Origin of the sequence: Streptomyces erythrochromogenes, from assembly GCF_040684695.1 — a bacterium.
Lineage (GTDB): Bacteria > Actinomycetota > Actinomycetes > Streptomycetales > Streptomycetaceae > Streptomyces > Streptomyces erythrochromogenes_C.
This window is the reverse complement of the sequence record NZ_JBFBGM010000013.1, coordinates 16939-41519: the sequence shown is the minus strand read 5'-3', so window position 1 is coordinate 41519 and position 24581 is coordinate 16939. Positions and strand designations below refer to the sequence as shown.

The window sequence follows — 24581 nt, the reverse complement described above, 5'->3', positions numbered from 1 at the left end:
ATCCCGTTGTCGTTCGCACAGCGTCGGTTGTGGTTCATCGACCGGTTCGAGGGGCCGTCGGCCACGTACAACGTCCCCTTCCTCGTGCGGTTGACCGGCGAGCTCGACCGGACTGCCCTGCAGTCGGCGGTGCGCGATGTCGTGGCCCGGCACGAGAGCCTCCGTACGCTCATCGTGGTCGACGAGCAGGGCGTCCCCTCGCAGCAGGTGCTGCCGGTGGAGGCCGCGGAGCTCGACGTGCCGCTGGTGGAGACCGCCCCCGACGCGGTCGACGAGGCCGTCCGGCAAGCGGCCCAGCACGCCTTCGACCTGTCGGCGGAGATACCCGTCCGCGCCACCCTGCTGCGCTCCGGCGAGCGCGAGCACCTGCTGCTCCTGCTGGTCCACCACATCGCCAGCGACGGCGAGTCGATGGAGCCGCTCTCCCGCGACCTGGCCGCCGCCTACACCGCCCGGCTGGCCGGCGGGGCCCCGCAGTGGGCCGAGCTGCCGGTGCAGTACGTCGACTACACGCTGTGGCAGCGCGAGCTGCTCGGCGACGAGAAGGACCCGGCGAGCGTGGTCTCCACGCAGGTCGCCCACTGGAAGGAAGAGCTCCAGGGCGTGCCGACGCCGTTGCGCCTGTCCACGGACCGCCCGCGCCCGCCGGTGGCCAGCCACCGCGGCGACACGGTCGCCTTCCCGATCGACGCCGAACTGCTCGCCGCCGTCGAGTCCCTGGGCCGCGAGCGGGACATGACCGTCCCGATGGTGCTCCAGGCCGCCCTCGCCGTGGTGCTCCAGCACCTGGGCGCCGGCCACGACATCGCCATCGGCTCCACTGTCGCCGGCCGCACCGACGACGAACTCGCCGACCTGGTCGGCTTCTTCGTCAACACCTGGGTGCTGCGCACGGACCTCTCCGGGGTCCCCACCTTCGACCGGGTGCTGGAGCAGGTGCGCCAGAAGGCGCTGACGGCGTACGACAACCAGGACGCGCCCTTCGAGCACCTGGTGGAGGTCCTCAACCCCGAGCGGTCCACCGCCTACCACCCGCTGTTCCAGGTCATGTTCACCTGGGAGAACGACGCCTGGATCGACCTGGAGCTGCCGGGTCTGGAGCGGGCGCGCTTCGAGGTGCTGGCCACCCCGACCGCCAAGTTCGACCTGGAGTTCAACTACTTCTCGGACCCCGAGGGCCCGGGCATGCTCTGCTACCTGGAGTACGCCACCGACCTGTTCGACCGCTCCACGGCGCAGTCCGTCGTGGACCGCTACCTGCGGGTGATCCGCGAGGTCGTCGCCCGCCCGGACCGCCCGGTCGCCCTGGCGTCCGTACTGGACCAGGACGAACTGGACACCGTCGTCGGCGAGTTCAACGACACCGCCGTCGCGCTGCCCGAGGTGGGCGTCGGCGAGCTCTTCGAGCGGCAGGCCGCGGCCACCCCGGACGCGGTCGCGCTGGAGGCCGGGGACGAGACCCTCACCTACCGCGAGCTCGACGCGCGCGCCTCCCGGATCGCGCGGGAGCTCGCCGCGCGCGGCGTGGGCGCCGAGACCCTCGTCGGCGTCGCCCTGCCCCGTACCGCCGACCTGGTGGCGGGCCTGCTCGGCGTGCTGAAGGCGGGCGGGGCCTACCTGCCCATCGACCCCAGATACCCGAGCCGCCGCCTCGACTTCATCCTCGACGACGCCGCGCCCGCGCTGATCCTCACCGACGCGCAGACGGTCGGCGTACTGCCGCCGACGCAGGTCCCGCGGCTGTTCACCGGCGACATCGGCCCCGACGGCCCGCAGGACGCGCAGGCTCCCGCCGTCGCCGGCGTCCGGCCGGGCCAGAGCGCCTACGTCATCTACACCTCGGGCTCCACCGGCACGCCCAAGGGCGTCGCGATCACCCACGCCAACGTGGTCAACGACGTCCTCGGACTGGCCTCGGCCATCGGCGTCGGCGCCGGGACGCGCGTACTGGCCGGCACCTCGGTCAACTTCGACGTGTCCGTCTTCGAGATCTTCGCGACCCTCTGCTCCGGCGGCACCGTCGAACTGGTGCGTGACGCACTGGTGATCGGCGAGCGCGGCGGCTGGAGCGGCGGCGTGATCAGCACCGTCCCCTCCGTCTTCGCCGAACTCCTCGGACAGGTCGGCGACGGCATCGCCGTCGACACCGTGGTCTTCGCCGGCGAGGCCCTGCCCACCTCCCTCGTCCGGCGCGTCCGCGAGGCGATCCCCGGCGTCCGGGTGGTCAACGCCTACGGCCAGAGCGAGTCGTTCTACGCCACCACCTCCACCCTGTCCGCCGACGAGGACCAGGACGGCCCCGGCAGCGCCCCCATCGGCTCCCCGCTCGGCAACGTCCGCACCTACGTCCTCGGCCCCGGCCTGCTGCCCGTCCCGGCCGGCGTGGTCGGCGAGCTGTACGTCGCCGGCGAGATCGGCCGCGGCTACCACGGCCGCGCCGCCCTGACCGCCGACCGGTTCGTCGCCGACCCCTACGGCACGCCCGGAACGCGCATGTACCGCACCGGCGACCTGGCACGCTGGAACCCCGCCGGGCAGCTGGAGTACGCCGGCCGCGACGACGCGCAGATGAAGGTGCGCGGCTTCCGCATCGAGCCCGGCGAGATCGAGGCGGTCCTGACCGCCCACCCGGGCGTCGCCCGCGCCGTGGTCACCATCCGCGAGGGCCGCGGCAGCAAGCAGCTCGTCTGCCACGTCGTCCCGCTCGACGCCGACCAGGGCGGCTTCGGCACCGTCGCCAGCCTCGGCGACCTCGACGTCGACCTCACCACCAACGTGTCCGTGCGCGAGCTGCGGCGCTTCGCCGCGGGCCGGCTGCCCGAGTTCATGGTCCCGTCCGTGTTCGTCATGGTCGGCCGGCTGCCGCTGACCGCCAACGGCAAGCTCGACCTGGCCGCGCTGCCCGAGCCCGACTTCAGCGGTGGCGAGTACCGGGCCCCGCGCGACGCCGCCGAGGAGGTCCTCGCCGCCGTCTACGCCGAGGTCCTCGGCCTCGACCGGGTCGGCATCGACGACGACTTCTTCGCCATCGGCGGCGACAGCATCCGCTCCATCCAGGTCGTCTCCCGCGCCCGCGCCGGCGGCGTGGAGGTCAGCCCGCGCCAGATCTTCGACCACCGCACCGTCGCCGAACTGGCCGCGGTCGCCACCCTCGGCGCCGGGGCCGGCACCGGGCCGCGGCTGACCGAGCTCGACGGCGGCGGCACCGGCCGGATGCCGCTGCTCCCCATCGGCGAGTACCTGCTCGAACTGGGCGAGGACATCGACCGGTTCGCCATGTCCACGGCCGTCGAGCTGCCCGAGGGCATCGACCGGGCCGGACTCGCCGCCACCCTCGGCGCGGTCCTGGACCGCCACGACATCCTGCGCTCCCGGCTGGTCACCGGCGACGCGGGCACCGCCCTGGAGGTGGCCGCGCCCGGCTCCGTCGACGCCGACGCGCTGATCCACCGCGTCGAGTGCGACGGCACCTGGGACGAGCGGTGGTTCGAACGGGCCACCGCCGAGCTCGACGCCGCCACCGGCCGGCTGGACGCCGCCGCCGGCACCATGGCGCAGTTCGTCTGGTTCGCCCCGCAGGACGGAGCGGGCCGCCTGCTGCTGGTCCTCAACCACTTCGTCGTCGACGGGGTGTCCTGGCGCATCCTGCTGCCGGACCTCGCCACCGCCTGGGAGCAGGTCCGCGAGGGCCGCACCCCCGAGCTGCCCACGACCGGTACCTCGGTCCGCCGCTGGGCGCACGCCCTGGCCGACGAGGCGCAGGCACCCGCACGCGTCGCCGAACTCGCCCTGTGGCGCTCGGCCGTCGCGGGCCCCGACCCCCTCCTCGGAACGCGCGCCCTGGACCCGGCCGTCGACGTCATGTCCACGGTCGACCACACCTGGCTCACGCTTCCCGTGCCCGTCACCGAGACCCTGCTGACCACCCTCCCGGCCGCCTTCCACGGCGGCGTGAACGACGGCCTGCTCGCCGCGCTGGCCCTGGCCGTCGCCCGCTGGCGCGCGGCCCGCGGCACCGAGGAGTCCTCCGCCCTGATCCGGGTCGAGGGACACGGCCGCGAGGAGGACGTCGTACCGGGCGCCGACCTGTCGCGCACCGTGGGCTGGTTCACCACCATGTTCCCCGCCCGCCTCGACCTCGCCGGGATCGACCTCGACGACGCCTTCGCGGGCGGCGCCGCCGCCGGCGCCGCGGTCAAGGCCGTCAAGGAGCAGCTCCTGTCCCTCCCGGACAAGGGCGTCGGCTACGGCCTGCTGCGCCACCTCAACCCGCAGACCGCCGACGTGCTGCGCCGCTACCCCACCGGCCAGATCGGCTTCAACTACCTCGGCCGCTTCTCCGCCGGCCAGGACGCCTCCGAGCAGCTGCGGGGCGTCGGCTGGACCCTCGCCGAGGGCACCACCGAGCTGATCGCGCAGCCGGGCGGGCGGATGCCGGCCCTCTCCACGCTCGACGTCGGCGCGCTCGTCACCGACACCGAGCAGGGCCCGCAGCTCACCGCCCGCCTCGCCTTCCCCACGGGGCTGCTCGCCAAGGAGGACGTCGAGGAGCTCGCCGAGCTGTGGAGCACCGCCCTGACGGCCCTGGCCCGGCACGCCGCCGCGCCCGGCGCGGGCGGCCTGACCCCCTCGGACGTACCGCTGGTGCGGGTGGGCCAGGACGAGATCGAGGCCTGGGAGGAGCACCACCCCGGCCTGGAGGACGTCTGGCCGCTCACCACCATGCAGGACGGCCTGCTCTTCCACGCCCAGCTCGCCGGCTCCACCTTCGACGCCTACCAGATGCAGCTCGTCTTCCACCTCGCCGGCGAGGTCGACCCGGCCCGCATGCGCGCCGCCGGCCAGGCGCTGCTCGACCGGTACGCCAACCTCCGCGCCGCGTTCGTGTACGACGCCGCCGGGGACCGCGTACAGGTCGTAGTGGACCGCGTGGAGCTGCCCTGGCAGTACCTCGACCTCAGCGGGTTCGGCGAGGAGGGCCGCGAGGAGGCGCTGAAGCGCTTCCTGGCCGAGGACCACGCCTCGCACTTCGACCTGACCCGGGCCCCGCTCGTGCGGATGTCCCTCGTCATGCTCGCCCCCGACCGCTGGGAGCTCGTCTTCACCGCCCACCACGTCCTCTTCGACGGGTGGTCCATCCCGGTCCTCATGCAGGACCTGCTGAGGCTGTACGGATCCGAGGGCGACGCCTCCGTCCTGCCGCGGGTGCCCGGCTACCGCGACTTCCTGGTGTGGCAGGCCGGCCAGGACCGCGAGGCCTCCGCCCGCGCCTGGGCCGCCGAACTCGCCGGGGTCGAGTCGCCGACGCTGATCGCCCCGGACGCGGGCGCCGCGGCCGACCCGGCCGGCATCGGCCAGATCGACATCCCGCTGTCCGCGGACGACGCCCGCGACCTCGGCCGCCGCGCCGCCGAGCTGGGCCTCACCCTCAACACCCTCGTCCAGGGCACCTGGGCGCTCGTCCTCGCCGGACTGACCGGCCGCCGGGACGTCGTCTTCGGCGCCACCGTCTCCGGCCGCCCGCCCGTCGTCCCCGGCGTCGACTCGATGGTCGGCCTGTTCATCAACACCCTGCCCGTGCGGGTGGAGTGCACCCCCGGCGCCACCCTCGGCGGCCTGCTGCGCGACCTGCAGAACCGGCAGAGCGCCCTGCTCGACCACCACCACCACGGCCTGCTGGACATCCACCGCTCGGTCGGCCTGAACGTCCTCTTCGACACCCTCGTCGGCTTCGAGTCGTACCCGATCGACGGCGTCGCCATCAAGGAGGCGAACTCCGCCGCCGGCATCGCGGTCACCGGCATCAGCCCGCTCAGCGGAGCCCACTACCCGCTGGTCGTGATGGCCTTCGCCGACCCGCACCTGCGGGTGGCCCTGCAGTACCAGCACCACCTCTTCGACCCGGAGACCGTCGAGGGCATCGCCGCCCGCTTCGCCCGCATTCTCCAGGAGCTCGTGGCGGACCCCGACGCCCGCGTCGGCTCCGTCCACGTCCTGGAGCCCGCCGAACGTGCCCGCGTCCTGGACGGGTTCAACGACACCGCCGTCACCGTCCCCGGCAGGACGGTCCACGCCCTCTTCGAGGAGCGGGCCGCCGCCGCACCGGACGACATCGCCGCCGTCTCCGGCGACCGCACCCTCACCTACCGCGAGCTGGACACCCGCGCCAACCGGCTGGCCCACGTCCTGGCCGCCCGCGGCGTCGGCCAGGAGTCCGTCGTCGGCGTGGCCCTGCCCCGCTCGCCCGAGCTGATCACGGCCCTGCTCGCCGTCCTCAAGGCCGGTGGCGCCTACCTGCCGGTGGACCCCGACTACCCGGCCGAGCGCATCGCCTTCATGCTGGACGACGCCGCCCCGGCGCTGCTCCTGACCGACTCCGAGACCGTCACGGGCCTGCCCGGCGGATCCTGCCCGTACCTCGTCCTGGACGACGCGGACACCGCCTCGGCCGTCGCAGCGGCCCCCGGCGAACCCCCGGCCGCCGCCCACGAGCGCGTCGACCAGCTCGCCTACGTGATGTACACGTCCGGCTCGACGGGCCTGCCCAAGGGCGTCGGCGTCACCCACCGGGCCGTCTCCGGCCTGGCCCTGGACCGCCGCTACCGCGGCGGCGCCCACCGGCGGGTCCTCCTCCACTCCGCGCAGTCCTTCGACGCCTCCACCTACGAACTGTGGGTCCCGCTGCTCGGCGGCGGCACCGCGGTGGTCGCGCCCGCCGGCAGGCTGGACGCCGAAGCCCTCGCCGCCGTCGTCACCGGGCAGCAGGTCACCGCCCTGTGGCTGACCGCCGGCCTGTTCAAGGTGATCGCCGACGAGAACCCGGAGTGCTTCGCCGGCGTGGCCGAGGTCTGGACCGGCGGCGACGTGGTCTCCCCGGCCTCGGTGACCCGCGTCCTGCGGGCCTGCCCCGGCCTGAAGGTCGTCGACGGCTACGGCCCCACCGAGACCACCACCTTCGCCACCACCCACCCCATGCCCGACCCCGACCGGGTCGGCGAGCCGATCCCGATCGGCCGCCCGATGGACAACATGCGGGTCTACGTCCTCGACGCGGGCCTGCGCCCCACCCTCCCCGGCGTCCCCGGCGAGCTGTACATCGCCGGCGCGGGCCTCGCCCGCGGCTACGCCCACCGCTCCGCCCTGACCTCCGAGCGCTTCGTCGCCGCCCCGTTCGGCGTCCCCGGCGAGCGCATGTACCGCACCGGCGACGTCGTGGCCTGGACGGCGGACGGCGAACTCGTCTTCCGGGGCCGCGCCGACACCCAGGTCAAGATCCGCGGCTTCCGCATCGAGCCCGCCGAGGTCGAGGCCGCCCTGGCCGCCCACCCCGACGTCGCCCAGGCCGTCGTCACCTGGAACGAGGACCGGGCGGGCGAACGCCGCCTGGTCGGGTACGTGGTCCCGCGCGTCGACGGCTCCGACACCTCCGGCGCCGAGGAGCAGGTCGACGAGTGGGAGGAGATCTACGACGACCTCTACGCCGCCTCCGACGCCGCCTGGGGCGAGGACTTCACCGGCTGGAACTCCAGCTACACCGGCGGCGCGCCCATCGCCCTCGACGAGATGGCCGTCTGGCGCGACGCGGCGGTGGAGCAGATCACCAACTGGTCCCCGCGCCGCGTGATGGAGATCGGCGTCGGCACCGGCCTGCTCATGTCCCAGACCCTCGGACAGGTGGAGGAGTACTGGGGGACCGACATGTCGGCCGCCGTCGTCGACCGGCTGCTGGCACAGGTCGGGCAGACCGGCTTCGGCGACCGCGTGCACCTGCGCCACCAGAACGGCGACGACACCGGCGGACTGCCGCGCGAGCACTTCGACCTCGTCGTCATCAACTCGGTCGTGCAGTACTTCCCCGACGCCGAGTACATGGACCGGGTCCTGGCCGGCGCGATGGAACTGCTGGCCCCCGGCGGGCGGATCCTCGTCGGCGACGTCCGCAACGCCGCCACCCTGAGGCTCTTCCGCAGCGGGGTGCAGCGCGCCCTGCACCCCGAGGCCCCCGCCGCGGTGAGCCGCGCCGCCGTCGCCCGCGCGATCCTCATGGAGAAGGAACTCGTCCTCGACCCCGAGTGGTTCGCCCGGTGGGCCGAGCGGCACGGCGCGGGCGGCGTGGACATCCGGCTGAAGGCCGGCCGCCCCCACAACGAGCTGACCCGCCACCGCTACGAGGTCCTGCTGCACAAGGCGCCCGTCGCCGCGACCGACCTCCGCGACGTCCCGGCGCTGCGCTGGGGCCGCCAGGTCGAGGACTTCTTCGGCCTGGAGGAGTTCGTCCGCGGCCACGGCGAGCAGCCCGTACGCGTCACCCGCATCCCCAACGCGCGGCTCGCCGACGAGGTCGGGTCCGCCGCCGCGGTCGGCGTGATCGAGGCGCCCGCCGTCGCGGGCCCCGTCCTCGACCCGCAGGACCTGCGCGAATGGGCCGCCGAGCGCGGCTGGGGCGTCCTGCTCACCTGGTCGGCCGCCGCGGCCGAGTGCTTCGACGCCGTGATCGTCCCCACCGGTCCCGTCACCGACCAGGTCTTCACCGGCGGCTTCACGCCCTCGGGCCGCGCCGACCGGGTCCTGGCCAACGAACCCGCCGCCGCGGGTCGGATCGGCACCCTCGTCGGCGCCCTGCGCGGCTACCTCCAGGGCCGGCTCCCGGACCACCTGGTGCCGTCCTCCGTCGTCGCCATCGCCGAGGTGCCGCTCACGCCCAACGGAAAGCTGGACCAGCGGGCCCTGCCCGCCCCGGACTTCGCGTCCGCCGCCACCGGCCGGGCCCCGCGCACCCCGCAGGAAGAGGTCCTGTGCGGCCTGTTCGCCGCGGTGCTCGGCCTCGACCGGGTCGGCATCGACGACGACTTCTTCGCCCTGGGCGGCCACTCCCTGCTCGCCACCCGCCTCGTCAGCCGGATCCGGCAGGTCCTCGACGTCGAACTGCCCATCAGGGTCGTCTTCGAGGCCCCGACCGTCGTCGAACTGGTGGAGCACCTCGCCGCCGGCGCGCCCGTCCGGGCCCCGCTGCGGCGCACCGCCGAGCGCCCCGAGTCCGTACCGCTGTCGTTCGCCCAGCGCCGCCTGTGGTTCATCGACCGGTTCGAGGGCCCCTCGGCGACCTACAACGCCCCCTTCCCGCTGCGCCTCACCGGCGAGCTGGACCTGCCGGCCCTGGAAGCCGCGCTGCGCGACGTCGTGGCCCGCCACGAGAGCCTGCGCACGCTGATCGTCGAGGACGCCGACGGCGTCCCGGCCCAGCACGTGCTGCCGGCCGACGGGGCACGGCTGCAGGTCCCGCTCGTGGAGGTGGCACCCGGCGGCCTGGCCGACGCCATGGCCGAGGCCTCGGCCCACCTCTTCGACCTGGCCACGGAGATCCCCGTACGGGCCCCCGTGCTCCGGCTCGGAGCGCAGGAGCACGTCCTGGTCCTGCTCATCCACCACATCGCCAGCGACGGCTCCTCCATGGCCCCGCTGGCCCGCGACCTCGCCACCGCCTACGCGGCCCGCAAGGACGGCGGCACCCCGCGGTGGACGGAACTCCCCGTCCAGTACGTCGACTACACGCTGTGGCAGCGCGAGGTGCTCGGCGACGAGGAGGACCCGGCCAGCCCGCTCGCCGCGCAGGTGGGCTACTGGCGCGAGGAGCTGGCCGGCGTGCCGCAGCCGCTCCAGCTCGCCTCCGACCGCCCCCGCCCGGCCAAGGCCTCCCACCGCGGCGACGCCGTGGAGTTCGCCCTGGCCCCCGAGGTGGCCGCCGCCGTCGAGGACCTGGCGCGCCGCAGCGGCGCGACCTCCTCGATGGTGCTCCAGGCCGCGCTGGCCGTCCTGCTGCACGGGCTCGGCGGCGGCGAGGACCTGACGATCGGCTCCCCGATCGCCAACCGCACCGACGAGGCCCTCGCCGAACTGGTCGGCTTCTTCGTCAACACCTGGGTGCTGCGCGTCGACCTGTCGGGCAACCCCGCCTTCACGGAGCTGCTGGAGCGCGTCCGGGCCAAGTCCCTGGCCGCGTACGACAACCAGGACGTGCCCTTCGAGCGGCTGGTGGAGGTCCTCAACCCCGAGCGGTCCACCGCCTACTCCCCGCTGTTCCAGGTGATGTTCGCCTGGCAGAACTTCGCCCGGAAGGACTTCGCGCTGCCGGGCCTGCAGGTGGAGTTCGAGCGGGTCCGCACCGAGACCGCCAAGTTCGACCTGTTCTTCAACATGGCCGACCTGCCCGGCATGGGCGTGGTGGGTCTCCTGGAGTACGCCACCGACCTGTTCGACCGGGAGACCGCCCAGGCCGTCGCCGACCGCTTCGTACGGGTCGTGGGCCTGCTGGCCGCCGCCCCCGAGCAGCGGGTGGCCTCCGTCGAGCTGGTGGACGGAGCCGAACGCGAGCTGGTCCTGCACGGCTTCAACGCCACGCAGCAGCCGACCCCCGAGGTCACCGTGCCCGCCCTGTTCGAGCTCCAGGCCGCGCGGCGGCCCGACGCGGTCGCGCTGGTCTGCGGCGAGGAGTCGCTGACCTACCGCGAGCTGGACGAGCGGGCGAACCGGCTGGCCCGCGAGCTGACCCGGCACGGCGTGGGCCCCGAGAGCGTGGTGGGCGTCGCCCTGCCCCGCACCGCGGACCTGGTCGCCGCCCTGCTGGGCGTCCTGAAGGCCGGCGGCGCCTACCTGCCGATCGACCCGAAGTACCCCAGCCGGCGCCTGGAGCACATCCTGGCCGACGCCCGGCCGGTGCTGGTGCTCACCGACGCGGCCACCGCCGACGTCCTGCCCGGGTCCGGGACCCCGCGCCTGTACCTGGGCGACCTGGCCCTCGGCGCACCCGCCGACCCGTCCGGGGCCGCGCCCGCGGCCGCACTGCCCGGCAACGCCGCGTACGTGATGTACACCTCGGGCTCCACGGGCGTCCCGAAGGGCGTGAGCGTCACCCACGCGGGCGTCGTCAACGGCCTGCTGCGGCTCGCCGACACCATCGGCGTGGACTCCGGCACCCGCACCCTCGCCGCCGCCTCCGTCAACTTCGACGTCTCCGTCTTCGAGGTCTTCACCACGCTGACGGCCGGCGGCACGGTCGAACTGGCCCGCGACGTCCTCGTCATCGGCGAGCGCGGCGGCTGGACCGGCGGCGTGATCAGCACCGTCCCCTCCGTCTTCGCCGAACTCCTCGACCAGGTCGAGGGGCGGATCACCGCGGACACCGTGGTGTTCGCCGGCGAGGCACTGCCCGTCTCCCTGGCCGCCCGGGTCCGCGAAGCCGTCCCCGGCGTCCGCGTGGTCAACGCCTACGGCCAGACCGAGAGCTTCTACGCGAGCACCTCCACGCTCCCGGCCGACGGCGCGTGGGGCACCGCGCACACCGCCCCGATCGGCGCACCCCTGGGCAACATGCGCACCTACGTCCTGGGAGCCGGCCTGAACCCGGTGCCCGTGGGCGCCGTCGGCGAGCTCTACGTCGCCGGCGACATCGCCCGCGGCTACCACGGCCGCGCCGCACTGACCGCCGAGCGCTTCACCGCCGACCCCCACGGCGCCCCCGGCTCGCGGATGTACCGCACCGGCGACCTGGCCCGCCGGCGGGCCGACGGACAGCTGGAGTACGTAGGCCGCGGCGACGCCCAGCTCAAGATCCGCGGGTTCCGCATCGAGCCCGGCGAGATCGAGGCGGCCCTGACCGCCCACCCGGGCGTCGAACACGCCGTGGTGACCGCCCAGAGCACCCCCGACGGGTCCAAGCGCCTCGTCGGCTACGTCGTCGGCTCGCCGGACTCCGGCGGCCAGGTCGACGCGCAGGGCCGCTTCGAGGCCGACATGACCTCCGGCCTCAGCATGCGCGAGCTGCGCCGCTTCGTCACCGGCCGGCTGCCCGAGTTCATGGTCCCCGCGGTCCTCGTACCGCTGGACCGGCTGCCGCTGGCCCCCAACGGCAAGCTGGACCGCGCGGCGCTGCCCGAGCCGGACTTCACCGGCGAGAGCTACCGCGCCCCGCGCGACCGGACCGAGGAGGTGCTCGCCGCCGTCTACTGCGAGGTCCTCGGCCTGGAGCGGGTCGGCATCGACGACGACTTCTTCGCCATCGGCGGCGACAGCATCCGCTCCATCCAGATCGTCTCCCGGGCGAAGGCCCAGGGCGTCGTGGTCAACCCGCGGCAGATCTTCGAACTGCGGACGGTCGCCGAACTGGCCGCCGCCGCGGGCGGAGCGGACCTCGGCCCGGCCCTCGCCGAGCTGGACGGCGGCGGCACCGGCTCCATGCCGCTCGCCCCGATCGCCCGGTACATGCTCGAACTCGGCGGCGGCTTCGACCGGTTCTCCATGTCCGCCGCGCTCGAACTGCCCGAGGGCATCGACGCGGACGGCCTGGCCGCCGTACTGAACGCGGTCCTCGACCACCACGACATCCTGCGCTCCCGCCTCGTCCTCGACGCCGGCGGCAGCCTGGAGGTCTCCGCCCCCGGCACGGTCGACGCGGCCGCGCTGGTGCACCGGGTGGCCTGCACCGGCACCTGGGACGAGGCGTGGCTCCGGCAGGCCCGGGCCGAACTGGACGCCGCGACCGGCCGCCTCGACCCGGCCGCCGGCACCATGGCCCGGTTCGTCTGGTTCGCCCCGGAGCGGGGCGCCGGCCGGCTCCTGGTGGTCCTGCACCACCTCGTCGTCGACGGCGTGTCCTGGCGCATCCTGCTCCCCGACCTCGCCACCGCCTGGGAGCGGATCGAGGCCGGCTCCGCCCCGGCCCTGCCCGCGGTCGGCACCTCCGCCCGCCGCTGGGCGCACGCCCTCCTCGACGAGGCCTCCGACCCGGACCGCATCGCCGAACTCGCCCGCTGGTCCGAGCTGCTCGACTGCGACGACCCGGTCCTCGGCGCGCGGCCGCTGGACCCGGCGGTGGACGTCATGTCCACCGTGGAGTCGGTCTCCCTGGAGCTGCCGGAGCAGGTCACCGAGGCCCTGCTCACGACCCTGCCCACGGCCTTCCACGGCGGGGTCAACGACGGCCTGCTGGCCGCGCTGGCCCTCGCGGTGACGCAGTGGCGCGCCGACCGGGGCGTCGAGGCGTCCTCGACCCTGATCCGGCTGGAGGGCCACGGCCGCGAGGAGCAGGTCGTGCCCGGCGCCGACCTGTCCCGTACGGTCGGCTGGTTCACCAGCATGTTCCCCGTACGGATCGACCTCGCCGGGCACGACGTGCAGGAGGCGATCTCCGGCGGCGCCGCCGCCGGCGGCGTCCTCAAGGCCGTCAAGGAACAGCTGCTGGCCGTCCCCGACAAGGGCGTCGGCTTCGGCCTCCTGCGCCACCTCAACCCGTCCACCGCCGCCGAGCTCGACTGGCGCCCGACCCCCCAGATCTCCTTCAACTACCTGGGACGGGTCGCGGCCGGCACCCCGGCCGACGGAGGCCAGGACGCCGGCTGGACCCTGGCGGCCGACGCCCTCGGCCTCGCCGCGGACCTCGACGCCGACATGCCCGCCCTGTCCACCGTCGAGATCAGCGCCTACGTCACCGACACCGCCGACGGCCCCCGGTTCAACGCCCGCGTCTCCTACCCGGCGGGCGTCCTCGACCGTGCCGAGGTGCGGGAACTGGCCGACCTGTGGACGCGCGCCCTGGAGGGCTTCGCCCACCACGCAGCCACCCCCGGCGCCGGCGGTCTGACCCCTGCCGACGTCCCGCTGGTCCGCCTCACCCAGAGCGAGATCGAGAGCTGGGAGGAGCAGTACCCGGGCCTCGCCGACGTCTGGCCGCTGACCCCGCTCCAGTTCGGTCTGCTCTTCGAGACCATGCGCCTGGAGGAGGACGCCTTCGACCCGCACATCGTGCAGGTGGCCTTCCACGTCCAGGGCCGGGTCGACCCGGCCCGGATGCGGGTGGCGGCGCAGGCCCTCCTCGACCGGTACGCCAACCTGCGCACCGCCTTCGTCACCGACGCGAACGGCGACCTCACCCAGCTCGTGCTCGACGAGGTCGAACTGCCCTGGCGCCTCGCCGACCTGCGCGGCCTCGACGACACCGCCCGCGAGGAGGGGCTGGAGCGGATCCTCGCCGAGGACCACTACGCGCAGTTCGACCCGGCGAAGCCGCCCATGCTGCGGGCCTCGCTGGTCCGGCTCGCCGAGGAGACCTCCGAGCTGGTGCTCACCGTGCACCACGCGCTCTTCGACGGCTGGTCCTTCCCGCTGCTCGTACGCGACCTCGCCTACCTGTACGCCTCCGAGGGCGACGCCTCCGGGCAGCCGCGGGTGCCCGAGTACCGGGAGTTCCTGCGCTGGCTGTCCCGCCGCGACGACAAGGCCGCCGCGGCGGCCTGGGCCAAGGAGATGGAGGGCGTCTCCGAGCCCACCCTGCTCGCCGCCGAGACCCCCGCGGACGGCGGCGACGACGCCCGCGTCGGACAGGTCGACATCCCGCTGCCGCTGGAGGAGGCCCGCGCCCTGAAGAAGCGCGCCGCCGAACTGGGCGTGTCCATGGGCACCCTGGTCCAGGGCGTCTGGGCGCTGATGCTCGGACAGCTCACCGGCAGGCAGGACGTCATCTTCGGCACGACCGTGTCCGGCCGTCCCGCCGAGGTGCCCGGCGTCGACCAGATGGTGGGCCTGTTCGTCAACTCCCTGCCCATCCGGGCCGAGTACGCGCCCAGTGACACGCTCGCCCAGGTGCTGAGGAACCTCCAGGAGCGCCAGACGGCACTGCTGGACCACCACCACTTCGGGCTGCACCGCATCCAGCGGGAGGCGGGCCTGAAGGAGCTGTTCAACACCATCGTCCTCTTCCAGTCCTTCCCGGTCGACAAGGAGGCACTGGGCGCGGCCAACACCGCGGCGGGCGTCTCCTTCACCGGGATCCGGCCCTCCGCCGGCGCCGCCTACCTGGTGGGCCTCGCCGCCGACGCCGAACCCCACCTGCGCATGATCCTGCAGTACCAGCGGCAGGCGATCGGCGCGCGGACCGTGGAGCGGATCGCCGAGCGGGTGCTGCACATCCTGCGGCAGCTCATCGCCGACCCGGAGATCCCGGTGGGCGCGCTGGACGTCCTGCACGGGGCCGAACGCGAGCTCCTGCTGACCGACTTCAACCGGACGGCGACCGAGGAGCCGGCACTCACCCTGCCCGCCCTGTTCGAGCGGAAGGCCGCCGAGGCACCGCAGGAGATCGCGGTCCTCTTCGAGGACCGGAAGGTGACCTACGGGGAACTGGACGCGCGGGCCAACCGGCTGGCGCGGATCCTCGTCGAGCGCGGCGTCGGACCGGAGACGGTCGTCGGCGTGGCCCTGCGGCGCTCGCCGCAGTGGCCGGTCGCGGTCCTCGCCGTGATGAAGGCGGGCGGCACCTACCTGCCGCTCGACCCGGCCTACCCGGCCGACCGGCTCACCTACATGGTCGAGGACTCCGGAACCGGACTGATCCTGGTGGACGGGGCGACGGCCGACCGGCTGCCCGACCTCCCGTCGGAGCTGCTGACCCTGGACGCGCCGGAGTTCGCCGACGCCCTGGACGGCGCGGACGGCACACCGCTGACGGACGCGGAGCGGCTCGTCCCGCTCGCCGTCGCCAACACCGCCTACGTCATCTACACCTCGGGCTCCACCGGCCGGCCGAAGGGCGTGGCCGTCACCCACACCGGCTTCGCCAACATGGTCGCGGAGGTGACCGGGCTGCTGGGCATCACCGCCCGCAGCCGGGTCCTGCAGTTCGCCTCACCGAGCTTCGACATCTCCGTCGGCGAGATGTGCATGTCCCTCTTCGCCGGGGGAGCCCTGGTCATGGCGGACCCGGACCGGCTCGCCCCCGGGGCGCCGCTCGCCGAGACCGCCGACGCGTTCGGGGTGACCCACGCGATCCTGACGCCGACGGTGCTCGCCGCCATGCCGGCCGGGTCGCTGTCCTCGGTCGAGGCGCTGATGGTGGCCGGCGAGGCCGCCTCGCCGGAACTGGTCGCCACCTGGTCGGCCGGGCGCCGGATGTTCAACGGCTACGGGCCGACGGAGACCACCATCGGCGCCACGGCCGGCGAGCTCACCGCCGGCACCCCCGTCACCATCGGCCGCCCCATCCGCAACACCCGCGTCTACGTCCTGGACTCCGCGCTGCGGCCGGTCCTGCCGGGCGTGCCCGGTGAGCTCTACATCGCCGGCGCGGGCCTGACCCGCGGCTACGTCGGCCGGCCCGACCTGACCGCCCAGCGGTTCACGGCCTGCCCGTTCGGGGAGCCCGGCGAGCGCATGTACCGCACCGGCGACCTGGTCGAGTGGAGCCACGACGGCGAGCTCGTCTTCCGCGGCCGCACCGACCACCAGATCAAGGTGCGCGGCTACCGCATCGAACTCGGCGAGATCGAGACGGCCCTCGCCGCCCACCCGACCGTGGACCACGGTGTCGTGACCGCCCGCGACAACCTGGCCGGCGACAAGCAGCTCGTCGCCTACGTCATCCCCGCACCGGGCGAGCGCGTGGTGGCCGAGGACCTGCGCAAGCACCTCACCAGCCGCATGCCGGAGTACATGGTCCCGTCCGCCTTCGTCACCCTGGAGCAGCTGCCGCTCACCCCGAACGGCAAGCTCGACCGCGACGCCCTCCCGGACCCGGAGTACAGCGGCGGAGTCGACTACCGCGCCCCGCGCAACCCGCTCGAGACCACCCTGGCGAAGCTGTTCGCCGAGGCCCTCGAACTGGAGCGGGTCGGCATCGACGACGACTTCTTCGACCTGGGCGGCCACTCGCTGCGCCTGACCAAGCTCATCAGCCGGATCCGCGCGGTCCTCGGGGCGAAGGTCCCGATCCGCGTGATGTTCGGGGCCACCACCGTGGCCAAGCTGGCCGAGTACCTCCAGGCCCAGGTCAAGACGGCCCAGGCGCCCGTCTTCGCGGACCCCTTCGCGGTGGTCCTGCCGATGCGGACCGAAGGCTCCGGGGCGCCCCTGTGGTTCGTCCACCCGGGTGTCGGGCTGTGCTGGTCCTACGTGGGCCTCGCCCAGCTCCTCGGGGACCGGCCGGTGTACGGCATCCAGGGCCGCGGCTTCGACGGCGCGGGCCGGGCCGAGTCCACGCAGGCCATGCTCGACGACTACCTGGAGCAGATCCTCGCGGTCCAGCCGGAAGGCCCCTACCACCTGGTGGGGCACTCCACGGGAGGCACCTACGCCCACGCCCTCGCCGCCGAACTCGAGCGGCGCGGACACGAGGTGGCGCTGCTGGCCCTCATGGACAGCCCGCCGAGCGGCTGGTTCCGGCACATCGAGGACCCGGTGAACATGCCGGAGGTCCGGGAGTTCTTCAAGGAGTTCTTCATCGGCTCCGGCGTGGACGAGGACCGCGAGGCCCTGGTGGAGAACGGCAGCCACCTCTTCAAGTCGCACGCCGAGATGCTCCTGGAGTGGGACTCGCCCGTCTACGGCGGTGACGCGGTCTTCTTCAACGCCACCCAGAACCCGGACGACTCCTACGCCGCGATCTGGGCCCCGCACATCGGCGGCACGGTCCACGAGTACGACATCGACGCCACGCACATGGGGATGCCGAAGGCCCAGCCCGCGGCCGAGATCGCCCGCATCATCAACCAGCACCTCGGGGGGAACTGACCATGACCGGGACACCGGCCGGCGCGCAGGAGAGGGAGGCGGCGGCCTTCGTCGACCGCCTCGGCATCAACGACGAGTTCTTGTGGCTGCGCGGGCACCGGCCCGAGCACCCCGTCGAGGTCAACGACTACGGCATCGTCAACGTCTACGGCTACAAGGAGGTGCTGGAGGTCGTCGGCGACCCGAAGACGTTCTCCAGCGACGTCGCCGAACTCATCGCCGGCGACGTGGAGATCGACCCCGAGTTCAGCGACGGCACCCTGCTGCAGTCCGACCCGCCGGACCACACCAAACTGCGCAAGATCATCAGCAAGGCGTTCACCCGCGGGATGGTCGCGGCCCTGGAACCGCGGATGGTCGAGATCACCCACGAGCTGCTCGACGCCGTGGACGGCCAGGACGGCATCGAGATGGTGAACGACCTGGCCTACCCCATGCCGATCATCGTCATCTCCGAGCTGCTCGGCGTACCGCAGAGCGACCGCGACCTGTTCAAGACCTGGGTCGACCGCATGGCCCACAGCGCGGTCGCCCTCACCTCGGGCGAGCGCGACCTCGACGAGGACGTCGACGCCCAGGCGGCCATGCGCGTGGTCCCGGAGATGTTCCAGTACCTGCGCGAACACGCCGCCGAGCGCCGCACCAAGCCCCGCGAGGACCTGCTGACCAAGCTCGTCGAGGCGGAGGTCGACGGCGAGCGGCTCAGCGACAACGCGGTGGTGAACTTCGCCAACGAACTGCTCGTCGTCGGACACGCCACCACCAGCGCACTGCTCGGCAACACCCTGCTGTGCCTGGACGCGTACCCGGAGCACCTGGCCGCCGTCCGCGGGAACCCCGGCCTCACCCCCGGCCTCATCGAGGAGTCGCTGCGCTACCTCAGCCCGATCGCGACGGCCTACAAGGCGTGCGTCGCCGAGGGCGAGCTGGCCGGCGTACCGGTCCACCCGGGCCAGCTCGTCGCCATCTCGCTCTCCGCGGCCAACCGGGACGAGCGCATGTTCGCCCGCCCGCACGTCTTCGACCCGTACCGCGACCCCAACCCGCACATCGGCTTCGGCCGGGGCATCCACTTCTGCCTCGGCGCGCCGCTGGCCCGGATGGAGGGCCGGATCGCCACCGACATCCTGCTCGACCGCTTCCCGAAGATGCGGACCGACCCGGACAACCCGCCGGCCTTCCTGCCGCTGCCCCACGTCATCTCGACCTCGGAGCTCCCGCTCCTCGTCCGATGAGGCGCCGACCCGAGGCCCGCGACCGGGCCGCCGAAGGAGACCCCCGATGACCACCACGAGCACGCCCCTCGACAAGTGGGAGATGCACCCACGGCACTTCTGGCTGCGCGGCGTCCGGCCCGAGGCGCCCGTCGAGTACGACCCCGAGGTCGGGATGTGGCACGTCTACGGCTACCCCGAGACGCTGGAGATCCTCAGCGACCCCGCCACGTACTCCTCCGAGGTCGCGGCCCGCTACGTCAGCCCGGAACAGGCCGCCGTCGCCTTCGACGGGAACCTCACCCAGGCCGACCCGCCCGAGCACCAGAAGCTGCGCAAGCTGGTCGGGCGCACCTTCACCCTGAAGATGGTCGCCGAGCTCGAATCGCGCATCGCCGCCCTCACCCACGAGCTGCTCGACCGGATCGAGGGCGACACCTTCGACCTCGCCGAGGCCCTCGCCTACCCGCTGCCCGTGATCGTCATCTGCGACATGCTCGGCATCCCCCGCGAGGACCGCGAACTCCTCAAGGAATGGGCCGACCAGTCCCTCATGGCGAGCACCCAGCTCACCACGCACCAGGGCGACAAGGCGCAGGAGGAGTCCCTCGACACCCAGGCCGAAGCGGCCATGGCCATGGGCTTCTACATCCTCGAACTGGTCACGCAGCGCCGCGCCGAGCCCCAGGACGACCTGCTGTCCCGGCTCGTCGAGGCGGAGGTCGACGGCGAACGGCTCACCGACCGGCAGATCGTCAACTTCGCCAACCTGCTGATCTCGGCCGGCCACATCACCACCACCATGCTGCTGGGCAACACCATCCTGTGCCTGGACGCCTTCCCCGACGTGGACCGCAGGGTGCGCGAGGACCGGTCGCTGGTGCCGACCCTGCTGGAGGAGTCCCTGCGCTACCTGAGCCCGCTGGCCGCGGGCTACCGGGTCACCACCCGCGACGTGGAGATCGGCGGGGTGAAGATCCCCGAGGGCGACGTGCTGGAGGTCTGGTTCTCGGCCGCCAACCGCGACGCCCGCGTCTTCCAGGACCCGGACGTCTTCGACCCGGCCCGCACCCCCAACCCGCAGATCGGCTTCGGCCGCGGCATCCACTTCTGCCTCGGCGCACCGCTCGCGCGGCTGGAGGGCCGGGTGGCCATGAACATCCTGTTCGACCGCTTCCCGAAGCTGCGCGTGGACCCGGACGACCGGCCGACCTTCCTCACCTCCCCGGAGTTCACCGGGGTCTGGCGCCTCCCGATCCGGGTGGACTAGGCCGTCCGGCCGGCGGCCCGGACCCGACCGGTCCGGGCCGCCGCCGCCCCGTACCCGCCCCCCACGCATCCCCGTGACGCCCGCCACCGGGGCCGGCGCAGGACAAGGAGCATCTTTTGACGCACTACGACGTGATTGTGGTCGGCGCCCGGTGCGCCGGGGCTCCGACCGCGATGCTGCTCGCGCGCGCCGGCTACCGGGTGCTCATGGTCGAGCGCGGCACCTTCCCCAAGGACACCCTCTCCACGCTCTACATCCACCAGCCCGGCGTCGCCGCCCTCGCCCGGTGGGGCCTGCTGCCCGCCGTGGTGGCCACCGGCGCCCCCGCCCTCGACCACGTCCGGTACACCCACGGCGACATCCTGCTGGAGGGCTGCTCCTGGGCGGCCGACGGACAGCGCGCCGCCTACGCGCCGCGCCGCTACCTCCTCGACCCGATCCTCGTGCAGGGCGCCGTCGACGCGGGCGTCGAGTTCCGCGAGAACTGCTCGGTGAGCGACCTCGTCTTCGACGGCGACCGCGTCGTCGGCGTCCGGCTCGGCGCCACCGGCGCCGTGGAACGGGCCACCCTCGTCGTCGGCGCCGACGGCATGCGCTCCACCGTCGCCGCGAAGGCCGGCGCCCCGCTCGTCGTCGAGGACCCGACCTCCACCTGCGCCTACTACTCCTACTGGTCCGGACTGCGGCCCGGCTTCCGCCTCTACGACGCCCCGGGGCACTGGGTCGGCACCGTACCGACCAACGACGGCGCCACACTCGTGGCCGGCTACTTCCCCCAGGAGCAGTTCCGCAGCGTGCGCGGCGACGCGCTGAACGCCCTGCTCACCAACGTGGAGAAGACGGCCCCCGAGCTGCGGGAGGAGATGGCGGGCGGGGCCCGGCTGGAACGCGTCTACGGCACCGGCGACCAGCGCAACTTCTTCCGGCAGGCCGCCGGGCCCGGCTGGGCGCTCGTCGGCGACGCCGCCCACCACAAGGACTCGATCACCGCACGCGGGATCACCGACGGCTTCTACCAGGCCCAGCTGCTCGCGGACCGCATCGGCGACGGCCTCCACGACCCCGGCCGGCTGGCCGCCGCCCTCGACGCCTACGCCGAACAGCGGACGGAGGCGCTCACACCGGAGTACCGCGCCACGCTCAAGACGGCCCGGCTGAACCCGCCGGCCCACCACCTGGACCTGCTGCGCGCCATCGCCACAAGCGGCGAACTGACGGACCGGTACTTCTCGACGCTGTCCGGCGTCTGCCCGATCGACGAATTCGTCACCCCCGAACTGCTCGACCTGATGGAAGAGACGGACATGAAAGGAACGAAGGGATGACCGACGCGACGACCGGCGACGACCGGCTGCCGCTCACCTTCGGGCAGGAGCTCATCCGGTCCGGACACCGGCAGGAGGCGGTACCCGGTCACCACACCGTCATCGCGCTCCGCCTGACCGGCACCCTCGACCGGACCGGCCTGACCGGGGCCCTGCGCCTCCTGGCGGCCCGGCACGAGCCCCTGCGCACCACGTTCACCGAGGCCGGCGGCCGGCCCGTGCAGCAGGTCTGGCCGGCCGGACCGCTGGAGGTGGAGTCCGCCGACCTGTCGGCGCTGCCCGCAGCCGAGCGCGCCCGGCAGCTCGACGCCCGCGTCGCGGAACTGGCTGCCCGCCCCTACGACCTGGCCTCCGGGCCGCTGCTGCGCACCCTCCTGGTCCGCCTCGGCGCCGACGAGCACCTGCTGGTGCTGCACGCCCACCGCATCGCCGCCGACACCCGCTCCCGCGCGATCATCACCGCCGAGCTGGCCGAGCTGTACGCCGCCACCGTCACCGGGCGCGCCGCCCGGCTCCCCGAACTGCCCGTCCGCTACGCGCAGTACGCCGCCGAGCAGCGCGCCCGCGTCACCGAGGCCGACCTCGCCGCACAGCTGGAGCACTGGCGCGGCCGGCTCGCGGGCCTGCCCGCACTGCGGCTGCCCACCGACCGGCCCCGGACCCGGGCGCGCGGCCGGGCCGCGGCCCGCCACGCCTTCCGGGTGCCGGCCGAGGCCGTGAACGGGCTCGCCGACGCCGCCCGCGCGCAGGGCGGCACCCTGTTCACGGGCCTGTTCGCCGCCTGCCAGGTGCTGTTCTCCCGCCACACCGGCCAGGAGGACCTGGCCCTGGGCACCCTCGCCGCCGGCCGGCCCCGGCCCGTCCTCGACCGGCTGGTGGGCGCCTTCGACAACCCCCTCCTGGTACGCGCCCACGTACGCGCCGAGGCGCCGTTCACCGAGGTGCTCGCCGAGAGCCGCGCCGCCCTCACCGAGGCCCTCGCCCACCAGGACGTCCCCTTCGAGCGGGTGCGCGCCGCCCTGGGCGAGGGCAAGGACGCCGGCGACACCCCCGACGTACAGGTGATGGTCCTGCTCCGCGGTGCCGACGCGGCCGCCGAGCCGGCCCCGAGCCCCGACCTCGCCGTGCGCGCCGTCCAGCCGCCCGGCGTGCCCGCGGCCCACGACATCACCGTGGAGTTCACCGAGACCGGCTCCGGCGGGCTGGCCGGCGTACTGGAGTACGACGCCGCGCTCTTCGACCCGGTCACCGCGCGGGTGCTGGCCCGCCACCTGACGGTGCTGCTCGCCGCCGCCGCGGCCGACCCCGCCCGCACCGTCGAGGACCTCCCCCTCGCCGACGAGGAGGAACTGCGCCTGCTCACCACCGAGTGGGCCGTCAACCGCGCCGACTTCCCCGCCGACCGCTGCGTGCACGAACTCGTCGCCGAACAGGCGCGCCTGCGCCCCGACGCCGTCGCCGTCACCGCGGGCCTCGGGACGCTGACATACGCGGAGCTGGACGCCCGCGCGAACCGCCTGGCCCACCTGCTCGTCGCCGACGGAGTCCGGCCCCGCACCTTCGTCGCCGTCTGCCTGCCCCGCGGACCCGAGCTCGTCACCGCCCTGCTCGCCGTCCTCAAGGCCGGCTGCGCCTACCTCCCGCTGAACCCCGACTACCCGGAGGACCGGCTCGCCTTCATGCTCTCCGACGCCGGGGTGCCGCTCTGCCTCACCGAGTCCTGGCTGACCGGCAAACTGTCCTCCACCGGCACCCGGACGATCGCCCTCGACGAGCAGGACGAGGCCCTCGCCGCCCGGCCGGCCGGACCCCCGGCCGTCGCCGTCACCGCCGACGACCCCGCCTACATCATGTACACGTCCGGCTCCACGGGTACGCCCAAGGGAGCTGTGATCGGCCACCGCTCCGTCGTCCGCCTCTTCTGCAACGCCGACTGGGTCCGGCTCGGCCCCGACGACGTCATGGCCCAGGGCTCCGACGTCACCTTCGACGCCGCCACGCTGGAGATCTGGGGACCCCTCCTCGCGGGCAGCCGGATGGTCGTCGTCGACAAGGACACCCTCCTCGACCCGGCCGCGCTCACCGCCGCGCTGCGCCGCCACGGCGTCACGACCCTGTTCGTGACCACCGCCGTCTTCAACCAGATCGTCGCCGCCGACCCGTACGCCTTCGGCGCGCTGCGCCACGTCCTCTTCGGCGGCGAGGCCGCCAACTCCGTACGCGTGGCCGAGGTCCTGGCGGCCGCCCCGCCGCAGCGGCTCGTGAACCTCTACGGGCCGACCGAGACCGCCGTCCTCGGCACCTGGCACCTCATCCGCGAGGCCGACGAGCACCTGCCCGTCCCCATCGGCCGGGCCGTCGCGAACACCACCGCCTACGTCCTCGACGACCGGCTGCGGCCGGTGCCGATCGGCGTGGCGGGCGAGCTGTTCATCGCCGGCCCGGGGGTGGCCCGCGGCTACCTCAACCGGCCCGAACTGACCGCCGACCGCTTCCTGGACAACCCGCACGGCGGGGCCCCCGACCACCGCATGTACCGGACGGGCGACCTCGTGCGCTGGACCAGCGCGGGAGTCCTGGAGTACGTCGGACGGGCCGACCACCAGGTCAAGGTGCGCGGCTACCGCATCGAGCCCGGCGAGATCGAACTCGTCCTGCAGCAGCACCCGGACGTCGGCGTGGCTCTCGTCGTCGCCCTCGCCGACGGCGAGCACAAGCGGCTCGTCGGCTACGTGACCCCCGCCACGGCCGGACGCCGCCCGCAGCCGGCAGAGCTGCGGGAGTTCGTCTCCGCCCGGCTGCCCGTCCACATGGTGCCGTCCGCCGTGGTGTGCCTGGAGCAGTTCCCGCTCACCCCCAGCGGCAAGGTCGACCGCAAGGCCCTGCCCGCCCCCGGGCACGCGGCCGCTCCCGCCGAGGTCCAGGAGCCCCGTACCGGCCCCGAGCGGCTGCTCGCGCAGATCTGGTCCGACGTGCTCGGCGTGCCGGCCGTCGGGGTCACCGACAACTTCTACGAGCTCGGCGGGGACTCCATCCTCGGCATCAGGGTGGTCGCCCGGGCGAAGAAGGCCGGACTGGTCATCTCCGCCAAGGACGTCTTCCGCAAGCAGACGATCGCCGAACTCGCCACCACCGCCGTCGTCGTGGCGGAAGCCGCCTGAGGACCTGACCGTGCCGCGGCCCCCGCCCGGGGGCCGCGGCCCCCGGAGGAGAGAG

Annotated in this window: 5 protein-coding genes; all 5 read left to right on the top strand. The window is 73.9% G+C overall.

Annotated features, from left to right (window positions below):
* The first annotated feature begins 6 nt into the window (after positions 1-6).
* The 5 genes from AB0O53_RS20120 (at position 7) to AB0O53_RS20100 (ending at position 24526) form a co-directional block, all read left to right on the top strand.
* The gene (locus AB0O53_RS20120) at positions 7-17556 is read left to right on the top strand and encodes a non-ribosomal peptide synthetase (RefSeq protein WP_365197146.1); all 17550 of its coding nucleotides are present in this window, start codon (positions 7-9) and stop codon (positions 17554-17556) included.
* A gap of 2 nt (positions 17557-17558) precedes the next feature.
* Positions 17559-18791, top strand: a complete 1233-nt coding sequence (locus tag AB0O53_RS20115) for a cytochrome P450 (protein ID WP_365197143.1) — start codon at positions 17559-17561, stop codon at positions 18789-18791.
* A gap of 46 nt (positions 18792-18837) precedes the next feature.
* The gene (locus AB0O53_RS20110) at positions 18838-20040 is read left to right on the top strand and encodes a cytochrome P450 (RefSeq protein ID WP_350994141.1); all 1203 of its coding nucleotides are present in this window, start codon (positions 18838-18840) and stop codon (positions 20038-20040) included.
* 116 nt (positions 20041-20156) lie between these two features.
* On the top strand, positions 20157-21365 hold the full coding sequence (locus AB0O53_RS20105; RefSeq protein ID WP_350994139.1) for an NAD(P)/FAD-dependent oxidoreductase: 1209 nt from the start codon (positions 20157-20159) through the stop codon (positions 21363-21365).
* Positions 21362-24526 (top strand): non-ribosomal peptide synthetase, encoded by a 3165-nt coding sequence (locus AB0O53_RS20100; protein ID WP_365197139.1) that lies wholly within the window; start codon positions 21362-21364, stop codon positions 24524-24526. Before AB0O53_RS20105 ends, AB0O53_RS20100 begins: the two co-directional genes overlap by 4 nt.
* Positions 24527-24581: the final 55 nt, after the last annotated feature.